The following is a 25,469-nucleotide window of genomic DNA, read 5'->3' on the forward strand; positions in this document are numbered from 1 at the left end:
TCAATGGTCAATTTCTTAAGCACCCTTAAATGACCTGCACTGCAAAATTCACTTGCGGAGCGAAATTCACCGTTCACTTTTTGTCAATGGTCAATTCCTGCGGGTCAATGGTCAATTTCTCAAGGCACCCTTAAATTGACTTGCAAAGCAAAATTGACTCGCCAAGCGAAATTCACTACTCACCGTTCACCTCTCACAGCACCAGCTGGCTGATAAACTCATCGCTCTCGATGATCCCGTCGCGGAGGACAACATTCCTTTTGGTCTGTGCTGCCACATCCGGCTCATGGGTTACGACAATGATGGTTTTTCCTTCATTGTTGATATCCTGCAGCAGCTTCATGATGTCGTGTGTGGTTTTGGAATCCAGAGCTCCCGTTGGCTCATCTGCCAGCACCACCTTCGGATCGGTGATGAGGGCGCGGGCAATGGCCACCCTTTGTTTCTGGCCTCCGGAAAGTTCATTCGGAAGATGGCCGGCCCATTGGGCAAGTCCTACTTTTTCAAGATATTCCAGGGCTTTCTTTTCACGCTCTTTACGGGGTACGTTCTGGTAATAGAGCGGAAGGGCAACATTATCCAGTGCTGTTTTATACCCGATCAGGTTGAAGGACTGGAATATGAATCCTAAGAATTTACTCCTGTATTCTGCGGATTTCACTTCGGAAAGATGCTCGATGGGAACACCGTCCAGCTCATAAATCCCCGAATCTTTCTCGTCCAGGATGCCGATGATGTTAAGCAGCGTGGATTTTCCGGAACCTGAGCTTCCCATGATCGAAACAAATTCACCTTCGGAAATATTCAGGTTGATCCCCTTCAGTACATGAAGCTTGCTTTTTCCCGTATCGTACGATTTGTGTAAATCCTGAATTACCAGCATGACTAAAGATATATGATGTTTACAGATAATAAGTAGATGGTTTCTGCGTTTTGTTACAGGAATTAAAATTTCTTTACATAAAGCCATGTTTAATAAAAAACCAATTGATTTTAAACGCATTGTAAACCTATGTTTAATTCACAACTCCTGATAACCGGTATTTTTTGATGACAATCGCGTGTAGGTCGGTATTTGAGCGGTGTTCATGTAAATGTGGAAAACTTTTAGGGTTAAAATTCAGTCATTTAATCTTTTCCTCTTTCAAATACAGTTCCTGTTTTCTAACTTTGTAGATGCACAGCGAGGTACAAAACAATGTCTTCCGGAACCGGGCCTTCCGTCCGTAAGACGTAAAGAATCAAACTGTTGAATCTTTTTTAACGTATTCGTCCGGATACATCATTTTTAATTTTTAAGACCTTCTACATATGGGAATTTTTGATAAGAGAGTAAGTTATAAGCCATTTGAATATCCTGAAGTTCTTCAGTTTACAGAGGCCATAAACAAATCGTTCTGGGTACATTCGGAAGTGGATTTTACAGCCGATGTACAGGATTTTCACTCACAGCTGGAGCCGCACGAGAAGCATGCCGTGAAAAATGCGCTGCTGGCCATTGCCCAGATCGAGGTATCGGTGAAAACCTTCTGGGGAAACCTGTACCAGCATCTGCCAAAGCCTGAACTTAACGGACTGGGCGCTACTTTTGCCGAGTGCGAATTCCGCCATTCGGAGGCTTACTCAAGGCTGCTGGAAGTCCTGGGATACAATGAAGAGTTTTCCCATGTCGTGGAAATCCCTGCCGTTAAGAAGAGAATCGATTTTCTTTCCAATGTACTGAAACATGCGAACTCCGCAACTCCGAAAGAGTATGTTTCCTCCCTGCTGTTATTCAGCATCCTGATTGAAAACGTTTCGCTGTTTTCACAGTTTGCGATTATTCTTTCCTTCACCAGATTCAAAGGATTCATGAAGAATGTATCCAATATCATTGCCTGGACCTCTATCGATGAGCAGATCCATGCCAATGCGGGGATTTTCCTGATCAATAAAATCCGCGAGGAACAGCCTGAACTGCTTACGGATTCCGATATCGAAGACATCTACACGCTGGTGGACCAGTCGGTGGAACTGGAAGGTGAAATCCTGGACTGGATTTTTGAGCTGGGCGAACTGAGCGTATTTTCGAGAGAGGACCTGCTGAACTTCATGAAATACCGTGTAGACGACAGCCTTAAGAAAATCAATATGGATCCGCGTTATAACGTAACTGCCGAGCAGTACAAGCCGATGGTATGGTTTGAGGAAGAGGTTTTCGCCAATTCGATGGACGATTTCTTTGCCAAAAGACCGGTGGATTATACCAAACACGATAAAAGCATCACGGCAAACGACCTCTTTTAGAAACTCAGGCTTAATTCATCCCTTTTGATTAATTTTGCCGGCTGAAAAGAGCTGAGGAGACCGCCCGTTGTTCTTAGCCCTGATTGAGCGGCCTGTCTGAGCTCTTTTTCTTTGCCGAAGAAAAAAGCGAGTAGCGAAAGCAGGAAGTAGGGTGAGGAGAAAAACCCTCTTCGATGCTCCTGAAAAAAATAAAAAAGACCCGAAGTTATATAATACAGAAATGGAAGATCAGAATACAAATATATGGTGGCTCAATGAAGAGTCTGAGCAGATGCTGAACAGAGGCTACCTGCTGAAAGGTGAAACCGTGGAAGGTGCCATCGACAGGATTACCACGGCAGCTGCCAAAAAACTATACAAACCGGAACTCCAGCCTGCTTTCAAGGAGATGATCACCAAAGGGTGGATCAGCTTCTCGTCGCCGGTATGGGCCAATATGGGAACCCAGCGAGGGCTGCCTATTTCCTGCTTCAACGTCCATATCCCGGACAGCATCGAAGGCATTACCCACAAAATGGGGGAAGTGATCATGCAGACCAAAATCGGGGGCGGGACATCCGGCTATTTCGGGGAACTCCGCAACAGGGGAACTGCCGTAACCGACAACGGAAAGTCTTCGGGAGCAGTTTCTTTCATGAAGCTGTTCGATACGGCCATGGACGTGGTTTCACAGGGCGGTGTACGGAGAGGAGCCTTTGCCGCTTACCTTGATGTAGACCACGGTGATATTGAAGAGTTCCTGTCCATTAAAGACATCGGAAGCCCGATCCAGAACCTGTTTACGGGAATCTGCGTTCCGGACTACTGGATGCAGGACATGATCGACGGGGACATGGATAAGCGGAAGGTCTGGGCCCGCGTACTGGAAAGCCGCCAGCAGAAAGGACTGCCTTATATTTTCTTTACCGATAATGTAAACCGCAACAAGCCTCAGGTCTACAAAGATCTCGGACTGACGGTAAATGCCAGCAACCTGTGCTCCGAAATCATGCTTCCTTCCACCCGGGAAGAGTCTTTCATCTGCTGCTTATCTTCAATGAACCTCGAACTGTATGATGAATGGAAAGATACGGATGCGGTGAAGCTCGCCGTTTATTTCCTGGATGCGGTTTTAACCGAATTTATTGACAAGACGGAAGGGAACTATTACCTTCAGGGCGCGAGAAACTTCGCCATGCGGCACAGGGCATTAGGCCTTGGCGTGCTGGGATACCATTCGTATCTTCAGAAGAACATGATCCCTTTTGAAAGCTTCGAGGCTACCCAGTTCAACGCGAGGGCTTTCAGGCGTATCAAAGAACAGTCTGAGCTGGCTTCCAGGGAACTGGCCAATATTTACGGGGAACCGGAACTGCTGAAAGGATACGGACTGAGAAATACCACTACCATGGCAATCGCTCCTACCACTTCCAGCTCTGCGATCCTGGGCCAGACTTCACCGGGAATCGAGCCTTTTGCTTCCAATTATTACAAGGCCGGACTTGCCAAAGGAAACTTTATGCGTAAGAACAAGTACCTGGCAAAACTTCTGGAAGAGAAAGGACTTGACAACGAGGAAACCTGGAGAACCATTATGCTGAACCACGGTTCCGTACAACACCTGAAGGAGCTTACCGATGAAGAGAAAGCGGTATTCAAGACGTTCAAGGAAATTTCGCCGATGGAAATTATTTCCCAGGCTGCTCAAAGACAGCAATATATCGACCAGGCACAATCGCTGAACCTTCAGATTCCGTCTACAATGCCGGTAAAGGATGTAAATTATCTTTATATCGAAGCATGGAAAAAAGGAGTGAAGACCCTGTACTATCAGAGAAGCTCTTCCGTTTCAAAGGAAATGATGGTGAACTTCGTAACATGTACTGCATGTGAAGCATAATCCGGATTAAAATACTTATAAAGGCCACAATTTTTATATTGTGGCTTTTTTGATCATTAAAAAGTAAAGTAAATTTTACATTTTGTAAAATATTTATTACATTTGAACCATTAAAAAATTTTACCAATGAAAACGTTATCCCTTTTACCTCACTCATTCAAAAGAACGGGCTGGTTCATTTTTATCCCTTCATTGCTGTTGGGTATCCTTTCCCTTACCCATCTTATCAGTTTCCCTGAAGTTTCATTACCTGTCTTCTACAATTCCGGATTTCCGCTGAGCAGTGAAGAAACCGGAGTATTTGTCTCTACGGAAATTGCCATTTTCCCGAATCTTTTCGGCATCCTGATCATCATCGGCGGACTTCTTACCGGATGTTCCAGGGAGCACATTGAAGACGAGTATATTGCAAGCCTGCGTCTGAAATCTGTCTTCTGGAGCCTTGTCGTTACCTATTCTGTCGTTCTCCTGCTGCTGGTCACGGTATTCGGGTACTTTTTCTTCAGCATTATGATAATTACCCTGTTCCTGCCTCTGGTGCTCTACGTATTCAGATTTAATTACCTGTTGCTGAAAAGATGAAAAACACCCTTAAAGTTGAAAGAGCCGTAAAAAGCATCACCCAGGAAGAGCTGGCCCGTGCCATAGGGGTTTCAAGACAGACCATCAATGCTATGGAAGCCGGAAAATATGTACCTTCTACCGTTCTGGCACTCAAGATCGCAAGATATTTCAATAAAAAAGTGGAAAATATTTTTGAACTGGAGCAGGATGACTGATGTCCCCGGGGACACTGCTGATGAGCAGCCAGGATCTTTATTTATTTGGTCTTATTTTTGTTAAAAGAATACCACAAAAAGCCAGCAATGAAATTCGGAAAACTGGAGGATTCTTCCCATATAGATTTTACCCTGCCGGGCGACCATCCGGATACGGAAAGTATACTCAGGCAAAATACGAAGGGCCTGGGAAGAATTTCCGTAGGATGTGCAAAATGGACCCGGTCTGACCTGAAGGCATTTTATCCCAAAGGTACCAAAGACGAGCTGAAATATTATGCTACCCAGTTCAATTCAATCGAGCTGAATGCCACGTTCTACGGAATGCCTTCTCCGGAGCAGATACAGATCTGGAAAAACAAAACGCCTCCGGGCTTCACTTTTTTTCCGAAAGTCCCGAATACCATTTCCCATTTCAGGAGGCTGACGGACGTTACGGATGCAGTGACCCAGTTTGCGACTTCCGTTATGAATTTCGGGGAACAGCTGGGAACGGTCTTTCTCCAGCTCCATGATAACTTCAGGTCCCAGGATTACGCACGCCTCGAAAAATTCGTAAGGGACTGGCCGGCAGAGATTCCGCTGGCCATAGAGCTCAGAAATGAGGAATGGTTTGCCGATGCAGAGGCCTTCAGCAAAGCAGCCCGGCTTTTTGAACAGCATCACATCACGATGATCCTTGTAGATACGGCGGGCAGGCGGGATGTACTTCATATGCGCCTTACTACGCCGGACGCTTTTATCCGTTACGTGGCAACCAATAATGAAACCGATTATGAAAGGCTCGACGACTGGATCAGGCGGCTGACCTTATGGAAGGAGCAGGGACTGCGAAACCTCAGCTTTTTCATCCACCAAGATATCGAAGCTGACTCTCCCCTTCTTTTCGATTATTTCATCCGCAACATCAATAGTACCTGGAAAACTGATCTTCACTCACCAAAAATGGCAACGGAAGGGACAGGATCGCTTTTTTAGGGATTAAATATTTTTCAATACCGGATATGGATATGTGACATACCACATATCCATAATTATTTATGGCAGAATATAATTCATTTTCTAAACCATAACAATGAATTACATCTAAAATTTCACCACCTATTGAAAAAATGAGTATTTTAGAAGCATCGATAACTGTGATGAATAACGGGCGTAAGCCCATCTTAAATAAACAAAATGGAAAAAGAAATTTGTACAATCAGTATCTCAGCCGGATCCCCGGCTGACGCCTATGTCTTTTATGAGAATGAGACCATTAAAAGGATCTCTGATCAGCAACATCTGGAAGCCGAAAATTCCGAATGGCTCGAGGCAAAAAAAATCAGCAAGATGAACAAAGACCGTATCATCAGGAATTGTCCTGAAGAATGCAAGGAAAGGATCATGATTATTCTGGATTATCCTTAATGGCAATCTGATTTAATTCACAAAAAATCCGGCCTGATGATCAGGCCGGATTTTTTATTTTCTTTTAATCAGCAACACCAGATTAAGAAAGAGCAGCAGGAAATCCAGGGTGATCCAGATCCCGGTTTTCATATTTTCATAGCTGTATTCCTCAATCTGCTTTTTGGCAAGCTCGGAAAGCTTTACGCTCTGATTGATATAGTTCCTGACCTCGATAATCTGATCTATATTTTTGTTGGGAATGGAATGCTGTGAGAAATAGACCAGATTTTTTTTCCCGAGATAACCTGCAATCCAGTATTCGTCGGACTTATCCATTTTAAGGTATTCAATACGGTAATATTCGGGACGAACCTTGCCGATATGCCTGGTTTCATTTACTTTCCCGACTTCTTCATCATTCAGGGTCACTACATAAAAATCCAGAGGCTGCGGCAATTTATTGATAACCTGCAACGCTACGGAATCCTGTACAATTCCCACCGCACTTTTTTTAATGAACCAGTACGTAAAAACAGAAATGGAAAAAACCACCGTCGCGATGCGAAAAATTTTGGCCCATTCCGCGCCTTTCCCTTTCTTAACTTTTGACAGGAATAAAGAGATAACGGATGCCCAGAAGATAGCCAGAACTGTGAATACCATAGTACAAAGATACTTATTTTAATATGAACCCGGTACAGAAATCCGGTTGACCAGCAGGAAGAAGGAGGTCTCAGGGGGAAATTTCCATCAGCCGATATCACCGGCAACAGCCCCGGAAATCAAGTCCGGGGCCATGCAGCCGCTTTTTGTTTCCCTACTTTACCGGTTGGCTGAAACAGGATGATGATTGCCGGATCCGCCCTTCTCCAGAAAAAGCAGACATGGTATCAGCTGACATTCCATTCTTTATAAAACTCATCAAGGAAAGTCAGCATAAACTGATGTCTTTCCTCTGCCATCTTTTTCCCCGGTTCCGTATTCATGAGGTCTTTTAAAAGCAGCAGCTTTTCGTAAAAATGGTTGATGGTGGTGCCGTTGGATTTTTTGTATTTTTCTTTGGACATTTCAAGGTCCGGCCTGACTTCCGGGTCGTACATCGGGTTATTCTTAAACCCTCCGAAATTAAAGGTTCTGGCAATCCCGATGGCCCCGATTGCATCCAGCCGGTCTGCATCCTGTACGATCATCAGTTCTACCGGGAGCTTACCCGGGGCTTCATGCCTGTTTTTGAAAGAAATATTTTTAATGATAAACACTACCTGCTCTATGACTTCTTCCGGAGCATTGCGGCTTTCCAGAAACTCCCGGGAAACTGTAAGGGCAAGGGTTTCGTCACCATTATGGAACTTAGGATCGGCAATATCATGCAGCAGAGCAGCCAGTTCCACTACTTCCCGGTTGCACGGCTCTTTTTCAGCAATCCTTACGGAGAGCTTCCATACCCTTTCGATATGATACCAGTCGTGTCCGGCTTCTGCCCCTCTCAGTTTTTCTTTTACAAATGCTGCAGTGTCTGCGATAAGATTATTCATTGGTCAATTTAATTCATTTAAAATAAAGGCCCAGAGTTTTTTGTTATAGCTTCTGAAAAAGTTGACATGCCCGATACTGCTCAGATCCGACTCCTTTTTCATGATCAGCCTGTATACAGGCTGCAGATATGGATATGTAGTTTCCAACAGCCTCTTTACCCCTTTTTCAGTCAGCCACCCATCATCTTCGGCCCAGACCACCAATGCTTTCTGTGTGAGCTCCTTAGAGTAATCAGCGGTCTTTTTCAGTAAGGCATTGGTAGATTTGCTGTTTAAAATTAAGGTTCTCCAGTCAGATGCACAATTTTTCGGAAGACTTTCTCCCAGTCCGAAACGGTTGGCCGGGAAATATCCCAGAGCAGCAGTAATGAGAGGCTGAAGAATACCGAAGCCGAAGAAGGCCTCCCACTTTGCCCTTACGGGCAGGTTTCCGATGAATGCGTCCTGGGTAGCCACAAAGATCAGTTTTCTGAAAATGAGGGAATCCTTATTCATTCCCATGATCAGGGCTCCTACAGAATGTCCAAGGCAGTATTTCCTGTATTCCGGAAATGCCGTTTTAATATAATCTGTTACCGCCCTGTAATCTTCAGTTCCCCAGGTTCTCATTGACGCAGCACAGCTTTTAAGGTCAGCCGGTTTTGAAAGCCCTATTCCGAGATAATCATAGGTCATAACAGTGAATCCTTTTTCCGCAAAATACCGGGCAAAAGAAAAATACACCTGCTGTTTTACTCCGGTTGCGGAATTGATCAGCAGGATTTTTTTATTATCTTTTTCAGGATAAAAAATATGGGCCGTTATCCGGGCATGTGCAGAGCCGAGCATCAGTTTTTCCATATCCGTAAACAAAAATCCACTGTAAAATTGGAAAATTCACAGTGGATAATCTATCGGATCAGTGTTTTTCAGTATGCCATAAATAACTTACATAAAATCGGATACCCGCGGAAGCCCTGTCTGGGAACCTTTTTTTCCGGATACCCTTGCCGAAACTTCGTTGCCGAAATTCACACAGTCCTCAATACTGTTGTTGTGGCATAAGGCGATGGAAAACCCTGCAGTAAAAGCATCACCCATTCCCATTTTGTACACGGTCTTATCCCGGTCATTCCTGCAATACTTCATTTCCGTACCATCGAAATACACCGTAGAATTTACATCATCACGTACAAACAGTTTATTGACATACTTCTTAAGAATTTCTTCCCGCTGTTCTTCGCCGAAGACGATATGCAATTCGCTGCTCTTTACAATGATAAAGTCTACCTTTTCCAGTATTTCCCGGCTCAGCGGCTGTGCAGGTGAAGCATAGAGACCGACTTTCTTACCATACTTTTTAGCTTTGTTAACGGTATACTCTACTACTTTCATGGAAACCTCGAGCTGGAGCAGCACCAGGTCTGCTGTGTGGAAATACTTATCAGCCGCTTCCACATGCTCAAGGCTCAGATAATTGTTGGCTGCAGGAACCACCACAATGGCAGCATTTCCTTCTGAAGTAGTAACATACGCCGTACCTGTAGCATCACTGTCGGTTTCAAAGACAAAACCTACATTTACGTTTTCGCTGACCATATTCCGCATGATCTGCTGACCGAGAGGATCCATCCCCACACAGCCTATAAAGTATACGCTGGCTCCCAGCCTGGCTGTCCCTACGGCCTGATTGGCACCTTTTCCGCCAAAGTAACTTTCCGAGTTGCTTGCAATCACGGTTTCGTTTCCGCACGGGACTTTTTCCGTTTCTAAGACAAGATCGATCGATGAGCTTCCTACAACGATAATCTTGGGCTGTTCTGATGAAAATCTCATTGTGTTTATATTAGTTTATTATTTGATATCAGATCATTACAAATGTATAATCCGGCAGACAGGTTTCAAAAACAATTAACGTTTATTAACTAATTTCAATAAACTCGGTTACCGCCTTTACAGGAGTACCGGTTTTGTCAAAAGCAATATAGCTTGCATAAAACCCTTCACCATATCCGGTTTCAAAGGCAAAAATGGTTCCAGGCTTATCCTCTGCGGGTTTTAGAAATGCATACTGATCGATTGCGCCCTCTTCGTCAAAGAAATGTTCATGAAAAAATTCTTCGTAAATCCCCATAAAATCATCCCCTTTCCGACGGTAAAGCTTCTGTTCAAGCTCATTGAGGCTGTGCTGGGTTTCAGCATCCATAAAGCATCCCATCCCGCTTTCCGCAGGATATCCGAAGACCTCGCCTTCCGCAAGATCCTTTATGTTCTGTCCCTGGGTAGTAGCCAGTTCCCAACGGGTGATTTCAGCAGTACTGAAGACAATTTCCGCATAGGCTACACAATTGCTTTCCCTTTCTTTATGCAGCAGTACTGTAAAGTCGCCTTTCGGGAATACGGCAGTGAACGGCTGCATATCACTTGTAATTACAGGATCGCAGGCCACCAGCCTGCCGCTTGCAAGATAAATCTTACCTACTTCAAAGCTTTCCAGTAATGGGCTTTCCACAAAATTCCTGGAGAACAGCTTTTTTATATTTTCTAAATGTGTCATGTCTCTGTAGTTATTCCGGCATCCGGCCGCCGGATCTTTGGTGTCTGATGCGCTCCGGCTTTCATAACGGGGCAGGTGCTGACTTCTTTTATAGCATTCATTTGCAGTAGTTTTCCGCCATTGGCACCGGCATTATCTTCCGTTATATCCACAAAAGAAGACCGGCTCAGCAAGTCTTCTTTCATGAATCATTTATTTTTCATCTGTTCCGGATGATTGCCAGTGATGCACTGCTCACTGATCAAACTCCGGGCATATCAGATGTTATAAGCTTTTCAGCTTTTCTTCAAGGATAGCGATTTTGTCCTGCGCATCCTTCTGTTTTTTGCGTTCTCCCTCAACCACTTCCGGTTTTGCATTGGCTACAAACTTTTCATTGGAAAGCTTCTTATCAACCGAAATGAGGAAACCTTTCAGATACTTCAGCTCTTCTTCGGTTTTCTTTTTCTCTTCTCCCAGATCCAGGTTTTCACTCAGGGGAATGGAAACTTCCGTTGTTCCTACCAGGAAGGTAAAGCTCGGCTTGTCCGTTTTTGCATTGAAATGAATTTCTGATACATTGGCCAGCTTCCTGAGAACCGCTTCATTGGAAAACACTGAGGCATTGGTATAGATTTCAACCCTTTCCTTCGGAGAAACCCCTTTGGTCTGGCGGTAATTCCGCACTCCTGAAATCAGTTCTGCCGCCGTCTCAAAATTTTTGATAACGGTTTCATCAAAGGCTTCCGCTTTTTTCTGCTGGGCAATGATGAGGGCTTCACCGGTTTTCCTTTCCGCAATCAGCTGCCATACTTCCTCTGACTGGAAAGGGAGAAACGGATGCACCAGCTTCATGAGCTCTTCAAACAGCCCAATGGTCTTGTGGTAGACTTCTTTAGAGATCCCTTCGCCGTAGTTCGGCTTGACAGCTTCGAGGTACAGGCCGCAGAAGTCGTCCCAGATGAGTTTATAAACCAGATGAAGGGCATCGGATATCCTGAATTTATCAAATTGGTCATTGATTTCAGCAATGGTTTTGTTCAGTTTGTTTCCAAACCATTCAATAGCCTGGTTTTCCGCATCATTGGCAGGTTTGTCTTCGTGGTTCCACATATTCATCAGACGGAAGGCATTCCAGATTTTCGTCATGAAATTTCTTCCCTGTAGCATCAGGTCTTCATCGAAAAGCAGGTCGTTCCCGGCTGCGGAACTCAAGAGAATTCCTACACGTACGCCATCTGCCCCGTATTTGTCCATCAGCTCCAGCGGATCCGGGGAATTGCCCAAGGATTTTGACATTTTCCTTCTCTGCTTATCCCTCACGATCCCGGTGAAATAAACATTTTTGAACGGCACTTCTTTCCTGTATTCCAGGCCGGCCATAATCATCCGGGCTACCCAGAAGAAAATAATATCCGGACCGGTTACCAGGTCTGAAGTCGGGTAATAATAATTGATATCTTTATTATCAGGATCCAGCAATCCGTCAAAAACCGACATTGGCCAGAGCCATGAAGAAAACCATGTATCCAGCGCATCTTCATCCTGCTTCAGGTTGCCGGCAGTCAGCTGGCTGTTTCCTGTTTTCTGCCTTGCAAGTTCCAGGGCCTCTTCAGCGGTTTCAGCAACAACGAAGTCATTTTCGCCTTCCCCGTAATAATAGGCCGGAATCTGCTGTCCCCACCAAAGCTGGCGGGAAATATTCCAGTCGCGGATATTTTCCATCCAGTATTTATAGGTATTCTTAAACTTTTCAGGATAGAATTTTACCTCATCGTCCATTACGACATCCAGTGCAGGCTTAGCAATTTCAGACATTTTCAGGAACCACTGCACTGAAACTTTAGGTTCGATGACAGCACCTGTCCTTTCCGAGGTTCCTACTTTATTTACATAATCTTCCGCTTTCAGCAAAAGGCCCTGTTCTTCTAATTCCTTTGCGATCTGTTTTCTTACCTCGAAGCGGTTCTTCCCGGCATAATGCAGCCCGTAATCGTTCAGGTTTCCGTCGTCATCCAGCGCATCGATCATCGGCAGGTTATGCTTCTGGCCAATTTCATAATCGTTCACGTCGTGCGCCGGCGTGATCTTTAGCGCTCCTGTTCCGAATTCGATATCCACATATTCGTCCTCGATTACCGGTATTACCCTGTTTACGATCGGTACGATTACTTTTTTCCCTTTCAGATGGGCATACCTTTCATCATTCGGATTGATGCAGATGGCCGTATCACCGAAAATGGTTTCCGGACGGGTAGTCGCTACCGAAAGGAATTCTTCAGATCCTTCCACGGCATATTTAAGGAAATATAATTTCCCGTTCTGTTCCTTGAAGATTACTTCTTCATCGGAGATATTGGTTTTGGCTTCCGGATCCCAGTTCACCATTCTGTATCCACGGTAAATCAGGCCTTTGTTGTAAAGGTCAACGAAAGATCTGATGACCTGTTGTGAAAGTGACTCCTCCATCGTGAATCGGGTTCTGTCCCAGTCGCAGGAGCATCCCAGTTTTTTCAGCTGTTCCAGAATGGTTCCTCCGTATTTATCGGTCCATTCCCAGGCATGTTTCAGGAATTCTTCGCGGGAAATATCCGCTTTGCTGATTCCTTCAGACTTCAGTTTGGCCACCACCTTGGCTTCCGTAGCAATGGAAGCATGGTCTGTCCCCGGAATCCAGCAGGCATTGAAGCCCTGCATCCTGGCACGGCGTACCAGAACATCCTGAATGGTATTATTAAGCATATGTCCCATGTGCAAAATCCCCGTTACATTCGGCGGAGGAATGACGACAGTGTACGGCGGCTTATCATTGGGTTCGGAGTGGAAATATTTGTTTTCCATCCAGTAATCATACCACTTCTGCTCTGTTTCCTGTGGATTGTACTTTTCTGAAATCTGCATAAATTCTGTTTCTTTAACTTACAATTTGCAAAAATAGTCTAAAGAAAAAAAATTTTGAGTATGAATTAAAATAATTTTTAACTTTGTTTCTCAAAATTTATCTAACAACATATTTAACATTCAAGAATATGAAAAAATTAATTGCAGGAATTGCATTATTCGGAACTTTCGCATTGGCATCTGCACAAACGATCACATTTGATAAGACGACTTTCGATTACGGGACGATCAAGCCGAGTTCAGATGGTACAAGATTCTTTACGGTAACCAATACCGGAGATAAGCCATTGGTACTTTCCAACGTAAAAGCATCTTGCGGATGTACAACTCCTGAATGGAGCACAGATCCGATCATGCCTGGAAAAAATGCCAAAATCAAAGTAGGATACAATACAGGGATCAACGGGCAGTTCAACAAGATGATCGAAGTATTCTCTAATGACCCTGCTAACAGCAGAAGCGTTATTTACATCAAAGGTAATGTAGACGCCAACGCTCCTGAGCCTAAGCCGTTAACTCCTGAAGAGATCAAAGCAAAGGCAAAAGCTGACAAGAAAGCCGCAAAACAGGCTAAAAAAGTAGCTGTTGCAAAGTAATCTCTACTAAAAAATAAAGAAACCGTCTCCTTTGAGACGGTTTTTTTATTATATTTAATGAACAGGCAGGCAGTCAACCAGCGGATACGGCATCGGATTGGATGTGACTTTAGGTATAATCCGCAATGGCGTAAGGAAAAGACTTTACCCTGATCAGGATGTAAAAGCCTCCTGAAGCTGCATGGCCGGAATTAACATTCATAACCCGCTATTACCATAAAAATATGAATACCGATTTATCAGACGATTTCTTAGTAAAAGGAAAATTTTCAATCAAAAAGGCATCTACCGCTTATAAAGGTAAGCTGACAAAAGAGGAAGGAATACAGCTGCTCGCTCAGGAACAGGAAAAATTGCGTGCCCTTCAGGAAAAGCTGTATGCAGACGGCAGCCAGTCGCTGCTGGTGGTACTGCAGGCCATGGATGCTGCAGGAAAAGACAGCATGATCGAGCATGTCTTCGGCGGCGTTAATCCTCAGGGCTGTAACGTTACCAGTTTCAAAACACCGAGTTCCAAAGAATATGCCCATGATTTTCTTTGGAGGCATTACCTGTCCCTGCCGCAGAAAGGAATGATCGGTATCTTCAACCGCTCCCATTATGAAAGCGTGCTCGTCTGTAAAGTTCATCCCGAATATAATCTGAGCGAGAAAACCTGGAACTCCATAGAGGACTTTGATGATCAGTTCTGGAAAAACCGCTATGAAAGCATCCGTGACTTCGAAAAACATCTTTCCAGGAACGGCACCACCATCGTTAAAATTTTTCTGCACGTTTCCAAAGATGAACAGAAGAAAAGACTGATTGCCCGGATTGACGAAGAGGAAAAAAACTGGAAATTTTCTTCTGCCGATCTTCCGGAGCGTGCTTTGTTTGACCGGTATATGGAATGCTATGAGACCGCCATCAATGAGACATCAAAAGACGATGCACCCTGGTATGTACTTCCTGCCGACAACAAATGGTTTGCCAGACTGGCTGCGATACAGATCATCATCGATACCCTTGAAAAAATGGACCTGCAATATCCGCAGCTTTCTGAGGAAGACCGGAAAGATTTACAAGCAGCAAAAAAACAGCTGGAGAAAGAATAGGAAAAAATTGAATAAAAACCGGCATACAGTAACGTCAACCGTCTGCTGAATGCTTTCAGCATAAAAACACGAGAAAATCTGTAAGCCGGATTCTGTATCCTGTTGCGGACAACAGGATGCCTGTTATTTATCTGCGCAATGCATTGCTGCAGTGCTTGAGCTGATTACCCCTCGGCTTTCAGGACGGGCCGCCCCTATTTTCATCGCTGAAAAGAACCGATATACTTACCATTGCACCACAAAGAGTTTACCTGGTTTCACTACAGCCGGACTGTACATTCTTTCTGTTGCACTGGTCCTACCCTCACGGGTGACGGATGTTATCCGCTTTGCTGCCCTATGGTGTCCGGACTTTCCTACCTCCCGAAAAACGGGAAATCAACAGGCCGATTTTCTCGTGAGTGCAAAGATACGATTTAATGTAACAATGTACTAATGTAACAATGTAACAATGGTGCTAATGTACTGATGTAACAATGTAGTAATATAACAATGTACTAATGTAACAGTATAGTGATACAATAAAACACCTGGATATACCAATGTGACAATTATCAGTTTGATAGTATAAAAATAATATAATACATGTAACAAATTATTGTACATCGTTATAATCCTGGTTCATTGCTGCACCATCAGCTTATTGAATTATTGTATTATTGGATTTTTATACCGGTACATTGTTATATTACTACACTATTATATATTGTTATATTGTTACACCGGTATATTGTTACATCGTTACATTGTTACACCGGTATATTGTTACATCGTTATATTGGTATATTATCCTATTGTTAGATTAATTTTTTTATCTTCGTACAACTATTTATTCAACCGTATTGGCTTCAAAGGAAAAGGAATTTGCGCAGCTTATCAAGGATAATCAGGGACTGATTATCAAGGTTTCGCGGCTGTATACCAATTCGCTGGAAGATGAGGAAGATCTTTTTCAGGAGATTGTTCTTCAGCTGTGGAGAAGCTACGATTCTTTCAAAGGCAATTCCAAAATCTCTACCTGGATGTACCGCGTGGCCCTGAATACTGCCATTACCCTGTTCCGGAAAAAGAGCAAAAGCCTGCCCACCAACGAGCTGGACATCAACCATGCAGATTATATAGAGGATGATGATGAAAAACACCAGCAGGTATCCCTTTTGTATACGGTAATAAAGACCCTTCCCAATATAGAGCGGGCTATCGTGATGATGTACCTGGATGACTTGCCATACAGGGATATAGCAGAAAACCTGGGTATTACCGAAGTCAATGCCCGCGTGAAAATGAACAGACTGAAGAAAACCCTTAAAGAACAGATGGAAAAATATGCCTGAATTCGATTTAGACAGCTTTAAGAAAACATGGCAGGAACAACCTGTTCAGCAGAAATACGGCAGCAGTGAGATCCTTCAGATGCTCAACAGGAAATCACGGAATTATGTAAAATATATTTTCTGGATCAGCGTAGCAGAATTCCTGTGTTTTACCCTGATCGGCCTTTTTTATATCATACAGGGAAAAGAGCCGAATTCATTCCTCAATATTCTCGAAAAACTGGGCGTACGGCAGACCCGGGAAATGGAAACTGCATTTGATGCCATTTACCTGATTCTTAAAATCATGAGTCTATCCGTTACCGCCTATTTCGTGTACCGATTTTACCGGAACTATAAAGAAATCAGGATTGAAGAAAACCTGAAAAAATTCATTCTCAAAATCATCCAGTTCAAAAAGACGGTGAATGCTTTTATCCTGATCAACATTGTTCTTCTGGTCATATTCACCTCCATCTTTACGGTTTTTGTCGTTTATATTCTCAATACCCAGAATATAGAACTTACCAACACTACCCTTGCAGGCTTTATCACTGGTATTGTGATAAGTACCGTATTCACAGTTGTTATGGTCTGGCTGTATTACAGGGTGGTATATGGGATTATCATTAAAAAACTCGACCGGAACCTTACCCAACTGAAAGAAATAGAAGCGCAGGAAGTCTGAGCTGAAGGCATGGGTTTACGATATAATCATTAATTTTATCATATCAAAAATGTTTTACGGTATGAAAGTATCTTATGTCCACGGCGCTTCGGATATCCCGCTGCTGGGAGAAACCATCGGTCAGAATCTTAAAAGAACGGTGGAAAAGTTTCCGGATCAGGAAGCTCTGGTTTGCGTCCATCAGAAGTACAGGGCTACCTATCAGGAGTTCTATAACCAGACCACAGCGGTTGCCAAAGCTTTATTATTTGCCGGTGTAAAATCCGGTGACCGGATCGGAATCTGGTCTGCCAACCGTTACGAGTGGGTGCTGCTTCAGTATGCCACTGCCAGAATCGGTGCGATCCTGGTTAACATCAATCCCGCTTACCGGACCAGCGAACTGATCTTTGTAATCAATCAGTCGGAAATGTCCCATATTTTTTCTTCCCTGAACTTCAAGTCCAGTGATTATAAGAAGATGAGTGCCGACGCCCGGGAATTCTGCATTACTTTGCAGTCGGAAGTCTTTTTTGATGACAACTGGGAACAGTTCGTAAACAGCGGACAGGAGATTGCTGATGACGTTTTAAGGAGCTTTGAGGAGCACGTTCAGTTCGACGATCCGGTGAACATACAATATACTTCAGGAACCACCGGTTTTCCAAAGGGTGTAACGCTTTCCCATCACAACATTTTAAATAACGGGTACTTCATCGGGATCCGGCTGAAATATACAGAAAAAGACAGGGTCTGTATCCCGGTGCCTTTTTACCATTGTTTCGGAATGGTGATCGGAAACCTTTGCTGTACGGCCCACGGCGCCTGTATGGTGATCCCGAATGACAGCTTCGATCCTGAAATGACCCTGAAAACAGTGTCTGATGAGAAGTGTACCTCGCTCTACGGCGTTCCTACAATGTTTATTGCCGAACTGGCCGTAAAGAATTTTGAATCTTTTGATTTTTCGCATCTGAGGACAGGCGTGATGGCCGGTTCCGTATGTCCGCCTGAAATCATGAAAAAGGTGGAGCGCCTGATGAATATAAGGGAAATGAGCATCTGTTACGGCATGACCGAAACCTCACCGGTTTCTACGCAGACGCTGATCGGGACGCCGTTTGAAAAGCAGATCAATACCGTTGGGACGGTCCAGGACCACCTGGAAGTCAAAATAATTGATGATACCGGCAGAACCGTTCCCAGGGGAGAACATGGTGAGCTCTGTACCCGCGGATATTCCGTTATGCTGAAATACTGGAATGATCCTGAAAACACGAAGAAAGTAATCGACATCGGCCGCTGGATGCATACCGGAGACCTGGCGGTGATGGACGGGGAAGGATATGTCACCATTTCCGGCAGAATCAAAGACCTCATTATCCGGGGCGGCGAAAATATTTCTCCGAAAGAAATTGAAGATTTCCTGTATACCTATCCCAATATCCTGGACGTTCAGATCATTGGTGTCCCGAGTGAAAAATTTGGGGAGGAAGTGATGGCCTGGGTAAAGGTGAGGCCCGGGTTTCAGGTCTCTGAAGAAGAGCTTACGGAATATTGCAAAGGGAGGATTGCCCATTACAAAGTCCCGAAATACTGGAAATTCGTGGATGAGTTCCCAATGACAATTTCAGGGAAAATACGAAAGGTGGAGATGAGGGAAATTTCAATGAAAGAACTGGGCCTGGAAATTAAAGGCTGAAATCCAGTATAAAAAAAAGCGTTTCATTTTGAAACGCTTTTTTTTATACTGGAACTTTACCTTACAGCTCCTTCCTGAGTCTTGCAACAGGAATATTCAGCTGTTCGCGGTATTTGGCAATGGTTCTTCTGGCAATATTATAGCCCTGCTCTTTCAGGATAATGACAAGGGCATCATCCGTAAGCGGTTTCCTTTTATTTTCCTTACTGATGACCTCCTGAAGGTGGGTTTTGATTTCCTTGGTGGAAACTTCTTCCCCATCGTCATTGGTCAGACTGTCTGAGAACAGGTCTTTCAGGTAAATGATCCCGTTCGGCGTATCGGCATATTTGCTTTTTACCACCCTGGAGATCGTGGAGATGTCGAATCCGGTAATATCGGCCACATCTTTCAGGATCATCGGTTTCAGGGATTTATCATCACCGGTGATAAAGTAATCTTTCTGGAACTTTACAATTGCAGTAATGGTCTGCAACAGGGTGTTCTGGCGTTGGTTAATGGCATCTATATACCATTTTGCCGCATCCAGCTTCTGCTTGATGAAAAGGGCAGCCTGCTTGTGCTCGGAAGAGTTTTTATCGTGGGAATAGGTTGTCAGGATATCTTTGTATTCTTCGGAAACCCTCAGCGTAGGTGCATTCTTGCTGTTCAGCATCGGGACTACCTGGCCATCCTTCACCTGGATCACAAAGTCCGGGATGATTTCCTGATTGATGGTAATGGTCTGGGTATCGAAATTTCCGCCTACTTTTGGAGAAAGCTTTGCAATTTCTTCCAGTGCATCCCTGAGGTCTTCTTCCTCAATATCATACTTCTGGATAATCTTATTGTAATGCTTATTCGTTAAGGCATCAAACTGGTAGCGCAGGATATTGGCAGCCAGGGAAACCGCCTTATCTGAGCTGACTTTCTTTTCGATCTGTAGTAAAAGGCATTCCTGCAGCCCTCTTGCCCCAACGCCCGGCGGATCCAGTTTCTGCACGTAATTTTCCAGGATATCTTCTACTTTTTCTTTGGTGGTGTAAATTCCCTGTGAAAATGCAAGGTCGTCTACCAATGATTTGATTTCCCTTCTCAGATAGCCATCGGTATCCAGGTTTCCGATGATGTATTCTGCGATTTTTTCGTCTTCTTCGCTGATGTTGACAAGATGGATTTGCTCAAGAAGGTAATCATACAGGGACTGGCCTTCCGTAAGAAGGCTTTCGTTATCAAATTCTTCGTCGTCCGGGGAATAATTGCTGGATGCTGTTTTATAGTTCGGCTCGTCATCGTAAAGATATTGGTCCACATCAAAATCGGTTTCAATGCTCTCTGTCCCCTCCGTCTCGTAAGAATCTTCCAGGGAAGCATATTCATCTTCCGTTGATTCTTCTTTTGCAATTTCCAAAGCGGGGTTTTCTTCCAGTTCTCTTTCGAGCTCTTCCTCAAACTCCAGGGTGTGAAGCTGTATCAGCTTCATCAGCTGAATCTGTTGCGGAGCAAGCTTCTGGCCTAGTTTGAGTTGTAAGTGTTGTTTAAGCATATTTTTTTACTGATGGTGTTTTAACATAATCTACGAATTTAATAAATATTTTCGATATAGAAATGTTTTAGCACGATTTTTGCTGCCATGGTCATAAGAATAATGACTATTTTAAAAATAAAAAAAGCCTCATCCCTGCTGATGAGGCTTTTTTATACCGGAAGTTTTTCCGGATCCCTTCGGTTATCCCAGAATGCCAGGACTTCCACAGCATCCCTGTGAACACGGTAGTACATTGAAAAGTTCCTGTCTACCAATATATACCGTACTCCCTCAATTTCAGATACGGAACCAATAGAAGGATTTCCAGCGATCAGTTTTTCCTTTTTCTCCACTTCCTTTCTAAGCTTTCTTGAATACTTTTCAGAAGAGTTATGTACATTCCAATATTTTAAGGTATCAGCAAAAGAAAGCAAAGCTTTTTTTGTCCATTTTATCTGAAACATTGATCTATTATTTCTCTGGACTCTTTTTCTGTAAAAAATTCCTTCTGATCTGCCTGCCTGATTCCTTCAGTCAATTGCTCTTTCTGCCACTCCGTTAGATTTTCCCCGTGGCTGATTTCAAACTTTATTTTCAGTTCCTGCAAGAGGGTTTTCAGCAGGCTGATCTGCTTTTCATTTTCCGTATGTATGGTAATGGTACTCATTTGTATGATTTTTCAGTAAAGGTATAAAAAAAATCCTTCCGTTTTAAGGGAAGGATTGTATTATAAATCTGGTTATAAAGATCATAGCTGTCGACCGCCTTTACGACCGTTCATTAAAATTCTGCATTTTTCGGTGTTCTCGGGAAAGGGATCACATCTCTGATGTTCGTCATACCGGTTACAAAAAGCACCAGTCTTTCCAGTCCCAGTCCGAATCCTGCATGCGGTACGGAACCGAATTTTCTTGTGTCCATATACCACCACAGTTCATGCTCATCCACATGCATTTCTGCCATTTTCTGTTTCAGGACATCCAGTCGGGCTTCTCTTTCAGAACCACCGATAATTTCTCCGATTCCCGGGAACAGCACATCCATTGCCGCAACGGTTTTATTATCGTCATTCAGCTTCATGTAGAAAGCCTTGATTTCTTTCGGGTAATCAAACAGGACTACCGGGCTTTCAAAATGCTTTTCCACCAGGTATCTCTCATGCTCGGACTGAAGGTCCGTTCCCCAGTTTTCCACCGGATACTGGAATTTCCCTTTCTTATTTTCTTTGGAATTCAGCAGGATCTCAATAGCTTCCGTATAAGAAACCCTTTTGAAACGCTTGGAAACCACATTTTCCAGCTTTTCAATCAGCCCTTCTTTTGCCCTTTCTTTTTCAGGCTTGGATTTCTGTTCCTCTGCAAAGCGTTTATCCAGGAAGTCCAGATCGTCTTTACAGTGATCCAGTACATACTGAATGACATATTTCAGGAAATCTTCTGCGAGGTCAATATTATCTTCCAGGTTATTGAAGGCCACTTCCGGCTCGATCATCCAGAATTCGGCGAGGTGCCTTGTCGTATTTGAGTTTTCAGCGCGGAACGTAGGCCCGAAGGTGTAAATTCTACCCAATCCCATGGCTGCCGTCTCGCCTTCCAGCTGTCCGGAAACCGTAAGGTTGGTCTTCTTGCCGAAGAAATCCTGTGCGAAATCAATATCTCCCTGTTCGTCTCTCGGGATGCTGTTCAGATCAAAGTTGGTTACCCCGAACATTTCTCCTGCCCCTTCGGCATCCGCTCCCGTAATCACCGGTGTGTTGATGTAAAAGAACTGGTTCTGGTTGAAGAATGAATGGATGGCAAAGCTTACTGCATGGCGTACCCTGAAAACAGCTCCAAACAGGTTGGTCCTGAATCTGAGGTGTGCCTGTTCCCTCAGTACTTCCAGGGAATGCTTCTTTGGCTGGAGAATGGTTTTGTCCCTTTCCTCGGTAAAGTTATCCCCTAAAACGGTAATTTTTTTGGCAACAATCTCAACGTTTTGCCCGGCACCCTGACTTTCCACCACTTCACCCACAATCTTCAGCGACGCAGCCGTACTGATCTTACTGATAACCTCTTCATCGAAATTTTCAAAATCAACAACAATCTGCAAATTATTAATCGTAGAACCATCATTAAGCGCAATGAAGCGGTTGGCACGGAACGTCCTTACCCAGCCGTAAACCGTAATGTCATGATGTAATACTTTCCTGTAATCCTGTAGGATTTCCTTAATGGTCTGCTTTTTCATTTGTTGATTAAAATTTTTATGTAAAAATTAATGTCTGCAAAGGTACAAAAAACGTTTTAAGACTTAAATACTTCTGATCGTTTAATTTTCCTGCACAAAAAATTTATGCATAGCCGGTTCAGAAAGGCTTTTATACACGAAAACAGCTCATCAAAAAAACATTTTATATTCAGATCTTATTATTATTTAAATGAGTTTTAATTAAATAAAACCGTCTTCTTAACATGCCTGCCTTTTCGGATTCTCCAGGCATGATAAAAACTAGGGACATCATACCGCCATTTCGGAAGCAGCAAAACTATCAGGATTACATCAACATGAGAAATAAAGCCAAGAATAACCGTAAGATCAAATGTCCAGCCTGTTTTTTTAAAACCTATTAAAAAAGTAAGTGCTAGTAGTAAGCTTAATCCCCAAAGCTTTGAAAGCCAGGCATGGGTACAGGTTTCCTTTCTGAATTTCACGATGCTGACAACATAACAGAGAACTTCCATAACAAGCAGTAAAAGAATGCCCTTCCACTCCTCTTTAATCAGATCAGGGTTTAATAAATAGGCGGCGCAACCCAGCGACAGCCAGAAAACCAGATCCGTCTGACTGTCCATCCGCCGCAATCTTTCAGAGGATACACCAGTCTTACGGGCAATGATCCCGTCGAAAATATCGGTTAATAAACCGAAATACATGAATGCCAGAATCAGGAACCGTTGTTTCTCACCGGCGAAACAGGCTAATGAAACGATAACCGGAGCAAGAATGAACCGCACCGCAATAAGAAGGAAGGGAATTTTTTTCATATGTTATTTATTTAATTCTTTTATACTTCTCGGCATTATTGCCGGTGTAGCCGGACCACATCAGCAGCAACAATGCACCGCTGTTCTCATAATAATTCTGAATTAACAGATCTTTCTGCGCAGTAAGCCCTACCCTGCTCTGAAAAGTGATGCATCCGCCCAACAAGTACGGCACTCCCCTGCATGCGGAAGTATAATTACCGAGCTTTAACAAGCCGTTTTTAAGATATGCAGGATAGGTAATGGTATATCTTACCGAATCATTATCCAGAAGCCGGAACGTGATTTCGTATGTTTTTGCCTTATCCAAAGCTTTTGATCTGATTTCTACTTTATCATAATGACCCCTTACTGCATGGTTCACCCTCAACATTGCAGCAAAACCCATTACTTCTGAAGATTTTATGTTTTCTGAATTGACATACTCAAACCCTTTGGATTCGTATAAGCCCTCAATTGCAGAAATATTTTTTTTTGTGAGAACTGCCACATCGTCCTTTATCATGCTGTTGCTGAATGCAGTGCATGAATTTATACAGAAAATCGCTAATGTGAGCAGGATGTACGTTTTCATAGGATATTTATTTGAAATTATCTTTCAAATGTATTGGTGACAAGCAAAGAAACAAATGCGAAAAAGAATTAAAATAAATCCTTAGATTTGTGAAAATCGCAAAAGCATGTATCAGGAACTTTTATTACAGCAGATCCGCAGAAAGATCGGAAACAAATCATTGAATGATGAAATCGCCAATGTTCTTGATATCAGTTATGATGCGGCACACCGGAGAACTTCACTGAAAGCTAAATTCAGTTTTGAAGAAGCACTGGAACTGGCCGGATATTACCGGATTTCGCTGGACCGGTTTCTTACATCCGATCACCGGATTTTGGTGCAGAAAACGACAACTGTAACCGGAACAGGCGATTTACAGCCTTTCTTCAGCAATAACCTCAGCATCTTTGAGAACCTGCCGCTTTCGGATGAAATGACGATTTATTATTCCGCGAAGGATATTCCGTTTTTTTACACCCTTTCCGATACACTGCTTTCACGGTTCAAAATTTATGTCTGGATGAATCTGCTGAATGAGAAGCAGGTTTTCCTTCCGTTCCTGGAATTTACCCCGCCTGATTCTGAACCTGATACCAAAGAACTAAAGAAAAAATATGAAGAGCAAAAAGTGGTTGAATTGTGGAATGACCGCACCGTTTCCAGCATTTTGCAGCAGATCTTGTTCTATTCCGAAACAGGAATGCTGAAAAAAAACGAAGCCCTGATCATTCTTCGGGAACTTACTGAACTTATAGAATATATTGAAGAGAAAACGGAAAACAACCCGCGATTCCGGCTGTATGAAAATGAACTGATGCACCTCTCGAATGACATCTTTTTCCACCATCCGCAACGGTCACTTTTTGCGATTCCTACCAATATGTTCGGGTATATTCTGATTGATGATGACAGAACCTGCCTTGAAACCAGGAATTACTTTGAACACCAGATAAAAAATTCAAAGTCAATGAATACATCCGGAAACCGTGACCGGAAAATATTTTTCAATAAAATGTACAGACAGATCGAAAATCTGGGAGATCAACTGGGATAAGCTTATTGCTTATTTCTTATTGCAAATTATTCATCTTTCTTTGAAGGAACCAGGAAAACATCGATAAGGCCTTCCGGAAGCTGCATTTTAATGTATCTTTCTTCACGGTTGACCTCTATGATCCAGTCTTTAATCATCGGGATAACCACTTCCTTACCTTCCAGATTCGTAACGAAATACACCTGCGCTGTCTGATCGTTTACCGAGCGGATTACACCACAGTCGTTATCATGCTCATCAAAGATATTATAACCGATGATTTCGTGGTAATAAAACTGATTTCCGGTAAGTTTAGGCAGTGTAGACAACGGAAGATAGACATTTTTACCCAACGACTGGTCTACCAGTGCTTCGGTAGAATTCCTGAACGCAATATTCAGCGCATCCAGTTTGCTCCATGATGTTCTTTCTACGAAAAAAGGAACCAGCAGTCCGTTGATTTCGACAAAAATAGAATCCAGTTTACCATAGAGTTCCGGCTGGTCGGTATCCAGTTTGAGGATTACGTTTCCGGCAAGCCCGTGTCTTCTTGTGATTTTTCCTAGCAGATAGCAGTCTTCCTTTTTCATGTCCTGAGGTATTGAATTGATAAGAAATGAAATAAAAAAATAATATGAAATGAATATAAGTAAGTCTTATTAAGCCTTTAAACAATAAAGACACGAAA

27 protein-coding genes and 1 other RNA gene are annotated in these 25,469 nt (G+C 43.3%); 12 read left to right on the forward strand and 16 right to left on the reverse strand.

Annotated features, from left to right (window positions below; genetic code table 11):
- Nucleotides 1-193 precede the first annotated feature (193 nt).
- Nucleotides 194-883 carry an ABC transporter ATP-binding protein gene (locus tag QZ735_RS15685; RefSeq protein ID WP_294250272.1) on the reverse strand — a complete coding sequence of 230 codons (690 nt, stop codon included), beginning with the start codon at nucleotides 881-883 and terminating at the stop codon, nucleotides 194-196.
- 428 nt (nucleotides 884-1,311) lie between these two features.
- On the opposite strand from QZ735_RS15685, the gene QZ735_RS15690 reads away from it, so the two are divergent.
- The 6 genes from QZ735_RS15690 to QZ735_RS15715 all read left to right on the forward strand — a co-directional run bounded on the left by QZ735_RS15690 (nucleotide 1,312) and on the right by QZ735_RS15715 (nucleotide 6,354).
- Nucleotides 1,312-2,286 carry a ribonucleotide-diphosphate reductase subunit beta gene (locus QZ735_RS15690; RefSeq protein WP_294250274.1) on the forward strand — a complete coding sequence of 325 codons (975 nt, stop codon included), beginning with the start codon at nucleotides 1,312-1,314 and terminating at the stop codon, nucleotides 2,284-2,286.
- A gap of 220 nt (nucleotides 2,287-2,506) precedes the next feature.
- Entirely contained in the window at nucleotides 2,507-4,165 is a 1,659-nt protein-coding gene (locus QZ735_RS15695) for a ribonucleoside-diphosphate reductase subunit alpha (RefSeq protein WP_294250340.1), read from the forward strand.
- 126 nt (nucleotides 4,166-4,291) lie between these two features.
- The gene (locus QZ735_RS15700) at nucleotides 4,292-4,747 is read left to right on the forward strand and encodes a hypothetical protein (protein ID WP_294250276.1); all 456 of its coding nucleotides are present in this window, start codon (nucleotides 4,292-4,294) and stop codon (nucleotides 4,745-4,747) included.
- Entirely contained in the window at nucleotides 4,744-4,944 is a 201-nt protein-coding gene (locus QZ735_RS15705; RefSeq protein ID WP_294250277.1) for a helix-turn-helix transcriptional regulator, read from the forward strand. The genes QZ735_RS15700 and QZ735_RS15705 overlap by 4 nt, the downstream gene beginning before the upstream one ends.
- An 87-nt stretch (nucleotides 4,945-5,031) precedes the next feature.
- Nucleotides 5,032-5,922: a DUF72 domain-containing protein gene (locus QZ735_RS15710; protein WP_294250279.1), complete on the forward strand. Its 891-nt coding sequence runs from the start codon at nucleotides 5,032-5,034 to the stop codon at nucleotides 5,920-5,922.
- 201 nt (nucleotides 5,923-6,123) lie between these two features.
- Nucleotides 6,124-6,354 (forward strand): hypothetical protein, encoded by a 231-nt coding sequence (locus QZ735_RS15715; protein ID WP_294250282.1) that lies wholly within the window; start codon nucleotides 6,124-6,126, stop codon nucleotides 6,352-6,354.
- Nucleotides 6,355-6,408: 54 nt separating this feature from the next.
- Here QZ735_RS15715 and QZ735_RS15720 read toward each other — a convergent pair whose 3' ends face one another.
- From QZ735_RS15720 to QZ735_RS15750, 7 genes are all read right to left on the reverse strand, one after another.
- The gene (locus QZ735_RS15720) at nucleotides 6,409-6,999 is read right to left on the reverse strand and encodes a hypothetical protein (RefSeq protein WP_294250284.1); all 591 of its coding nucleotides are present in this window, start codon (nucleotides 6,997-6,999) and stop codon (nucleotides 6,409-6,411) included.
- Between the two features lie 227 nt (nucleotides 7,000-7,226).
- On the reverse strand, nucleotides 7,227-7,871 hold the full coding sequence (locus QZ735_RS15725; protein WP_294250286.1) for an HD domain-containing protein: 645 nt from the start codon (nucleotides 7,869-7,871) through the stop codon (nucleotides 7,227-7,229).
- Between the two features lie 3 nt (nucleotides 7,872-7,874).
- Nucleotides 7,875-8,711 carry an alpha/beta fold hydrolase gene (locus QZ735_RS15730; protein WP_294250288.1) on the reverse strand — a complete coding sequence of 279 codons (837 nt, stop codon included), beginning with the start codon at nucleotides 8,709-8,711 and terminating at the stop codon, nucleotides 7,875-7,877.
- 87 nt (nucleotides 8,712-8,798) lie between these two features.
- A complete protein-coding gene (locus tag QZ735_RS15735) occupies nucleotides 8,799-9,686 on the reverse strand; it encodes a ribokinase (RefSeq protein WP_294250290.1) in 888 nt (295 codons plus the stop codon).
- 85 nt (nucleotides 9,687-9,771) lie between these two features.
- A complete protein-coding gene (locus QZ735_RS15740; protein WP_294250292.1) occupies nucleotides 9,772-10,407 on the reverse strand; it encodes a DUF4241 domain-containing protein in 636 nt (211 codons plus the stop codon).
- Entirely contained in the window at nucleotides 10,404-10,592 is a 189-nt protein-coding gene (locus QZ735_RS15745; protein WP_294250294.1) for a hypothetical protein, read from the reverse strand. Before QZ735_RS15745 ends, QZ735_RS15740 begins: the two co-directional genes overlap by 4 nt.
- 79 nt (nucleotides 10,593-10,671) lie before the next feature.
- On the reverse strand, nucleotides 10,672-13,287 hold the full coding sequence (locus QZ735_RS15750) for a valine--tRNA ligase (protein ID WP_294250296.1): 2,616 nt from the start codon (nucleotides 13,285-13,287) through the stop codon (nucleotides 10,672-10,674).
- 128 nt (nucleotides 13,288-13,415) lie between these two features.
- Here QZ735_RS15750 and QZ735_RS15755 point away from each other — a divergent pair, with 128 nt between their 5' ends.
- Both QZ735_RS15755 and QZ735_RS15760 read left to right on the forward strand, forming a co-directional pair.
- Nucleotides 13,416-13,883: a DUF1573 domain-containing protein gene (locus QZ735_RS15755; protein WP_294250298.1), complete on the forward strand. Its 468-nt coding sequence runs from the start codon at nucleotides 13,416-13,418 to the stop codon at nucleotides 13,881-13,883.
- 224 nt (nucleotides 13,884-14,107) lie between these two features.
- Nucleotides 14,108-14,977 (forward strand): polyphosphate kinase 2 family protein, encoded by an 870-nt coding sequence (locus QZ735_RS15760; RefSeq protein ID WP_294250300.1) that lies wholly within the window; start codon nucleotides 14,108-14,110, stop codon nucleotides 14,975-14,977.
- A gap of 65 nt (nucleotides 14,978-15,042) precedes the next feature.
- Here the strand turns inward: QZ735_RS15760 and rnpB are convergent.
- Nucleotides 15,043-15,375, reverse strand: an RNA gene (rnpB, locus tag QZ735_RS15765) — RNase P RNA component class A.
- A gap of 444 nt (nucleotides 15,376-15,819) precedes the next feature.
- On the opposite strand from rnpB, the gene QZ735_RS15770 reads away from it, so the two are divergent.
- The 3 genes from QZ735_RS15770 (at nucleotide 15,820) to QZ735_RS15780 (ending at nucleotide 18,659) form a co-directional block, all read left to right on the forward strand.
- On the forward strand, nucleotides 15,820-16,311 hold the full coding sequence (locus QZ735_RS15770) for a sigma-70 family RNA polymerase sigma factor (protein ID WP_294250302.1): 492 nt from the start codon (nucleotides 15,820-15,822) through the stop codon (nucleotides 16,309-16,311).
- Complete coding sequence (locus QZ735_RS15775) at nucleotides 16,304-16,978, forward strand: beta-carotene 15,15'-monooxygenase (protein WP_294250304.1); 675 nt, start codon at nucleotides 16,304-16,306, stop codon at nucleotides 16,976-16,978. Before QZ735_RS15770 ends, QZ735_RS15775 begins: the two co-directional genes overlap by 8 nt.
- A gap of 61 nt (nucleotides 16,979-17,039) precedes the next feature.
- A complete protein-coding gene (locus tag QZ735_RS15780; protein ID WP_294250306.1) occupies nucleotides 17,040-18,659 on the forward strand; it encodes an AMP-binding protein in 1,620 nt (539 codons plus the stop codon).
- A 61-nt stretch (nucleotides 18,660-18,720) separates the two neighbouring features.
- Here the strand turns inward: QZ735_RS15780 and rpoN are convergent, their stop codons facing one another.
- The 6 genes from rpoN to QZ735_RS15810 all read right to left on the reverse strand — a co-directional run bounded on the left by rpoN (nucleotide 18,721) and on the right by QZ735_RS15810 (nucleotide 23,766).
- A complete protein-coding gene (gene rpoN, locus QZ735_RS15785) occupies nucleotides 18,721-20,184 on the reverse strand; it encodes an RNA polymerase factor sigma-54 (protein WP_294250308.1) in 1,464 nt (487 codons plus the stop codon).
- A 152-nt stretch (nucleotides 20,185-20,336) separates the two neighbouring features.
- Nucleotides 20,337-20,630 carry a type II toxin-antitoxin system RelE/ParE family toxin gene (locus tag QZ735_RS15790; RefSeq protein WP_294250310.1) on the reverse strand — a complete coding sequence of 98 codons (294 nt, stop codon included), beginning with the start codon at nucleotides 20,628-20,630 and terminating at the stop codon, nucleotides 20,337-20,339.
- Entirely contained in the window at nucleotides 20,618-20,833 is a 216-nt protein-coding gene (locus tag QZ735_RS15795; RefSeq protein WP_294250314.1) for a hypothetical protein, read from the reverse strand. Before QZ735_RS15795 ends, QZ735_RS15790 begins: the two co-directional genes overlap by 13 nt.
- Nucleotides 20,834-20,946: 113 nt before the next feature.
- The gene (gene asnS, locus QZ735_RS15800) at nucleotides 20,947-22,395 is read right to left on the reverse strand and encodes an asparagine--tRNA ligase (RefSeq protein WP_294250317.1); all 1,449 of its coding nucleotides are present in this window, start codon (nucleotides 22,393-22,395) and stop codon (nucleotides 20,947-20,949) included.
- Between the two features lie 197 nt (nucleotides 22,396-22,592).
- Nucleotides 22,593-23,192, reverse strand: a complete 600-nt coding sequence (locus QZ735_RS15805; protein WP_294250320.1) for a CDP-alcohol phosphatidyltransferase family protein — start codon at nucleotides 23,190-23,192, stop codon at nucleotides 22,593-22,595.
- Nucleotides 23,193-23,199: 7 nt separating this feature from the next.
- Entirely contained in the window at nucleotides 23,200-23,766 is a 567-nt protein-coding gene (locus tag QZ735_RS15810) for a hypothetical protein (RefSeq protein WP_294250323.1), read from the reverse strand.
- Between the two features lie 106 nt (nucleotides 23,767-23,872).
- On the opposite strand from QZ735_RS15810, the gene QZ735_RS15815 reads away from it, so the two are divergent.
- Nucleotides 23,873-24,802: an XRE family transcriptional regulator gene (locus tag QZ735_RS15815; RefSeq protein WP_294250325.1), complete on the forward strand. Its 930-nt coding sequence runs from the start codon at nucleotides 23,873-23,875 to the stop codon at nucleotides 24,800-24,802.
- Nucleotides 24,803-24,828: 26 nt separating this feature from the next.
- Here QZ735_RS15815 and rimM read toward each other — a convergent pair whose 3' ends face one another.
- On the reverse strand, nucleotides 24,829-25,371 hold the full coding sequence (rimM, locus tag QZ735_RS15820; protein ID WP_294250327.1) for a ribosome maturation factor RimM: 543 nt from the start codon (nucleotides 25,369-25,371) through the stop codon (nucleotides 24,829-24,831).
- Nucleotides 25,372-25,469: the final 98 nt, after the last annotated feature.

Origin of the sequence: uncultured Chryseobacterium sp. (assembly GCF_913776365.1) — a bacterium.
In the GTDB taxonomy this organism is placed as follows: domain Bacteria; phylum Bacteroidota; class Bacteroidia; order Flavobacteriales; family Weeksellaceae; genus Chryseobacterium.

What these genes read in the sequence shown, in the direction of transcription:
- QZ735_RS15715 (WP_294250282.1), top strand. Translation starts at nt 6,124, where the DNA reads ATGGAAAAAGAAATTTGTACAATCAGTATCTCAGCCGGATCCCCGGCT.
- QZ735_RS15780 (WP_294250306.1), top strand. Translation starts at nt 17,040, where the DNA reads ATGAAAGTATCTTATGTCCACGGCGCTTCGGATATCCCGCTGCTGGGA.
- QZ735_RS15805 (WP_294250320.1), bottom strand. Translation starts at nt 23,192, where the DNA reads ATGAAAAAAATTCCCTTCCTTCTTATTGCGGTGCGGTTCATTCTTGCT.
- QZ735_RS15810 (WP_294250323.1), bottom strand. Translation starts at nt 23,766, where the DNA reads ATGAAAACGTACATCCTGCTCACATTAGCGATTTTCTGTATAAATTCA.
- QZ735_RS15775 (WP_294250304.1), top strand. Translation starts at nt 16,304, where the DNA reads ATGCCTGAATTCGATTTAGACAGCTTTAAGAAAACATGGCAGGAACAA.
- QZ735_RS15700 (WP_294250276.1), top strand. Translation starts at nt 4,292, where the DNA reads ATGAAAACGTTATCCCTTTTACCTCACTCATTCAAAAGAACGGGCTGG.
- QZ735_RS15745 (WP_294250294.1), bottom strand. Translation starts at nt 10,592, where the DNA reads ATGAAAGAAGACTTGCTGAGCCGGTCTTCTTTTGTGGATATAACGGAA.
- QZ735_RS15790 (WP_294250310.1), bottom strand. Translation starts at nt 20,630, where the DNA reads ATGTTTCAGATAAAATGGACAAAAAAAGCTTTGCTTTCTTTTGCTGAT.
- QZ735_RS15815 (WP_294250325.1), top strand. Translation starts at nt 23,873, where the DNA reads ATGTATCAGGAACTTTTATTACAGCAGATCCGCAGAAAGATCGGAAAC.
- QZ735_RS15720 (WP_294250284.1), bottom strand. Translation starts at nt 6,999, where the DNA reads ATGGTATTCACAGTTCTGGCTATCTTCTGGGCATCCGTTATCTCTTTA.
- rimM (WP_294250327.1), bottom strand. Translation starts at nt 25,371, where the DNA reads ATGAAAAAGGAAGACTGCTATCTGCTAGGAAAAATCACAAGAAGACAC.
- QZ735_RS15760 (WP_294250300.1), top strand. Translation starts at nt 14,108, where the DNA reads ATGAATACCGATTTATCAGACGATTTCTTAGTAAAAGGAAAATTTTCA.
- rpoN (WP_294250308.1), bottom strand. Translation starts at nt 20,184, where the DNA reads ATGCTTAAACAACACTTACAACTCAAACTAGGCCAGAAGCTTGCTCCG.
- QZ735_RS15705 (WP_294250277.1), top strand. Translation starts at nt 4,744, where the DNA reads ATGAAAAACACCCTTAAAGTTGAAAGAGCCGTAAAAAGCATCACCCAG.
- QZ735_RS15725 (WP_294250286.1), bottom strand. Translation starts at nt 7,871, where the DNA reads ATGAATAATCTTATCGCAGACACTGCAGCATTTGTAAAAGAAAAACTG.
- asnS (WP_294250317.1), bottom strand. Translation starts at nt 22,395, where the DNA reads ATGAAAAAGCAGACCATTAAGGAAATCCTACAGGATTACAGGAAAGTA.
- QZ735_RS15690 (WP_294250274.1), top strand. Translation starts at nt 1,312, where the DNA reads ATGGGAATTTTTGATAAGAGAGTAAGTTATAAGCCATTTGAATATCCT.
- QZ735_RS15710 (WP_294250279.1), top strand. Translation starts at nt 5,032, where the DNA reads ATGAAATTCGGAAAACTGGAGGATTCTTCCCATATAGATTTTACCCTG.
- QZ735_RS15740 (WP_294250292.1), bottom strand. Translation starts at nt 10,407, where the DNA reads ATGACACATTTAGAAAATATAAAAAAGCTGTTCTCCAGGAATTTTGTG.
- QZ735_RS15795 (WP_294250314.1), bottom strand. Translation starts at nt 20,833, where the DNA reads ATGAGTACCATTACCATACATACGGAAAATGAAAAGCAGATCAGCCTG.
- QZ735_RS15685 (WP_294250272.1), bottom strand. Translation starts at nt 883, where the DNA reads ATGCTGGTAATTCAGGATTTACACAAATCGTACGATACGGGAAAAAGC.
- QZ735_RS15755 (WP_294250298.1), top strand. Translation starts at nt 13,416, where the DNA reads ATGAAAAAATTAATTGCAGGAATTGCATTATTCGGAACTTTCGCATTG.
- QZ735_RS15735 (WP_294250290.1), bottom strand. Translation starts at nt 9,686, where the DNA reads ATGAGATTTTCATCAGAACAGCCCAAGATTATCGTTGTAGGAAGCTCA.
- QZ735_RS15750 (WP_294250296.1), bottom strand. Translation starts at nt 13,287, where the DNA reads ATGCAGATTTCAGAAAAGTACAATCCACAGGAAACAGAGCAGAAGTGG.
- QZ735_RS15730 (WP_294250288.1), bottom strand. Translation starts at nt 8,711, where the DNA reads ATGGAAAAACTGATGCTCGGCTCTGCACATGCCCGGATAACGGCCCAT.
- QZ735_RS15695 (WP_294250340.1), top strand. Translation starts at nt 2,507, where the DNA reads ATGGAAGATCAGAATACAAATATATGGTGGCTCAATGAAGAGTCTGAG.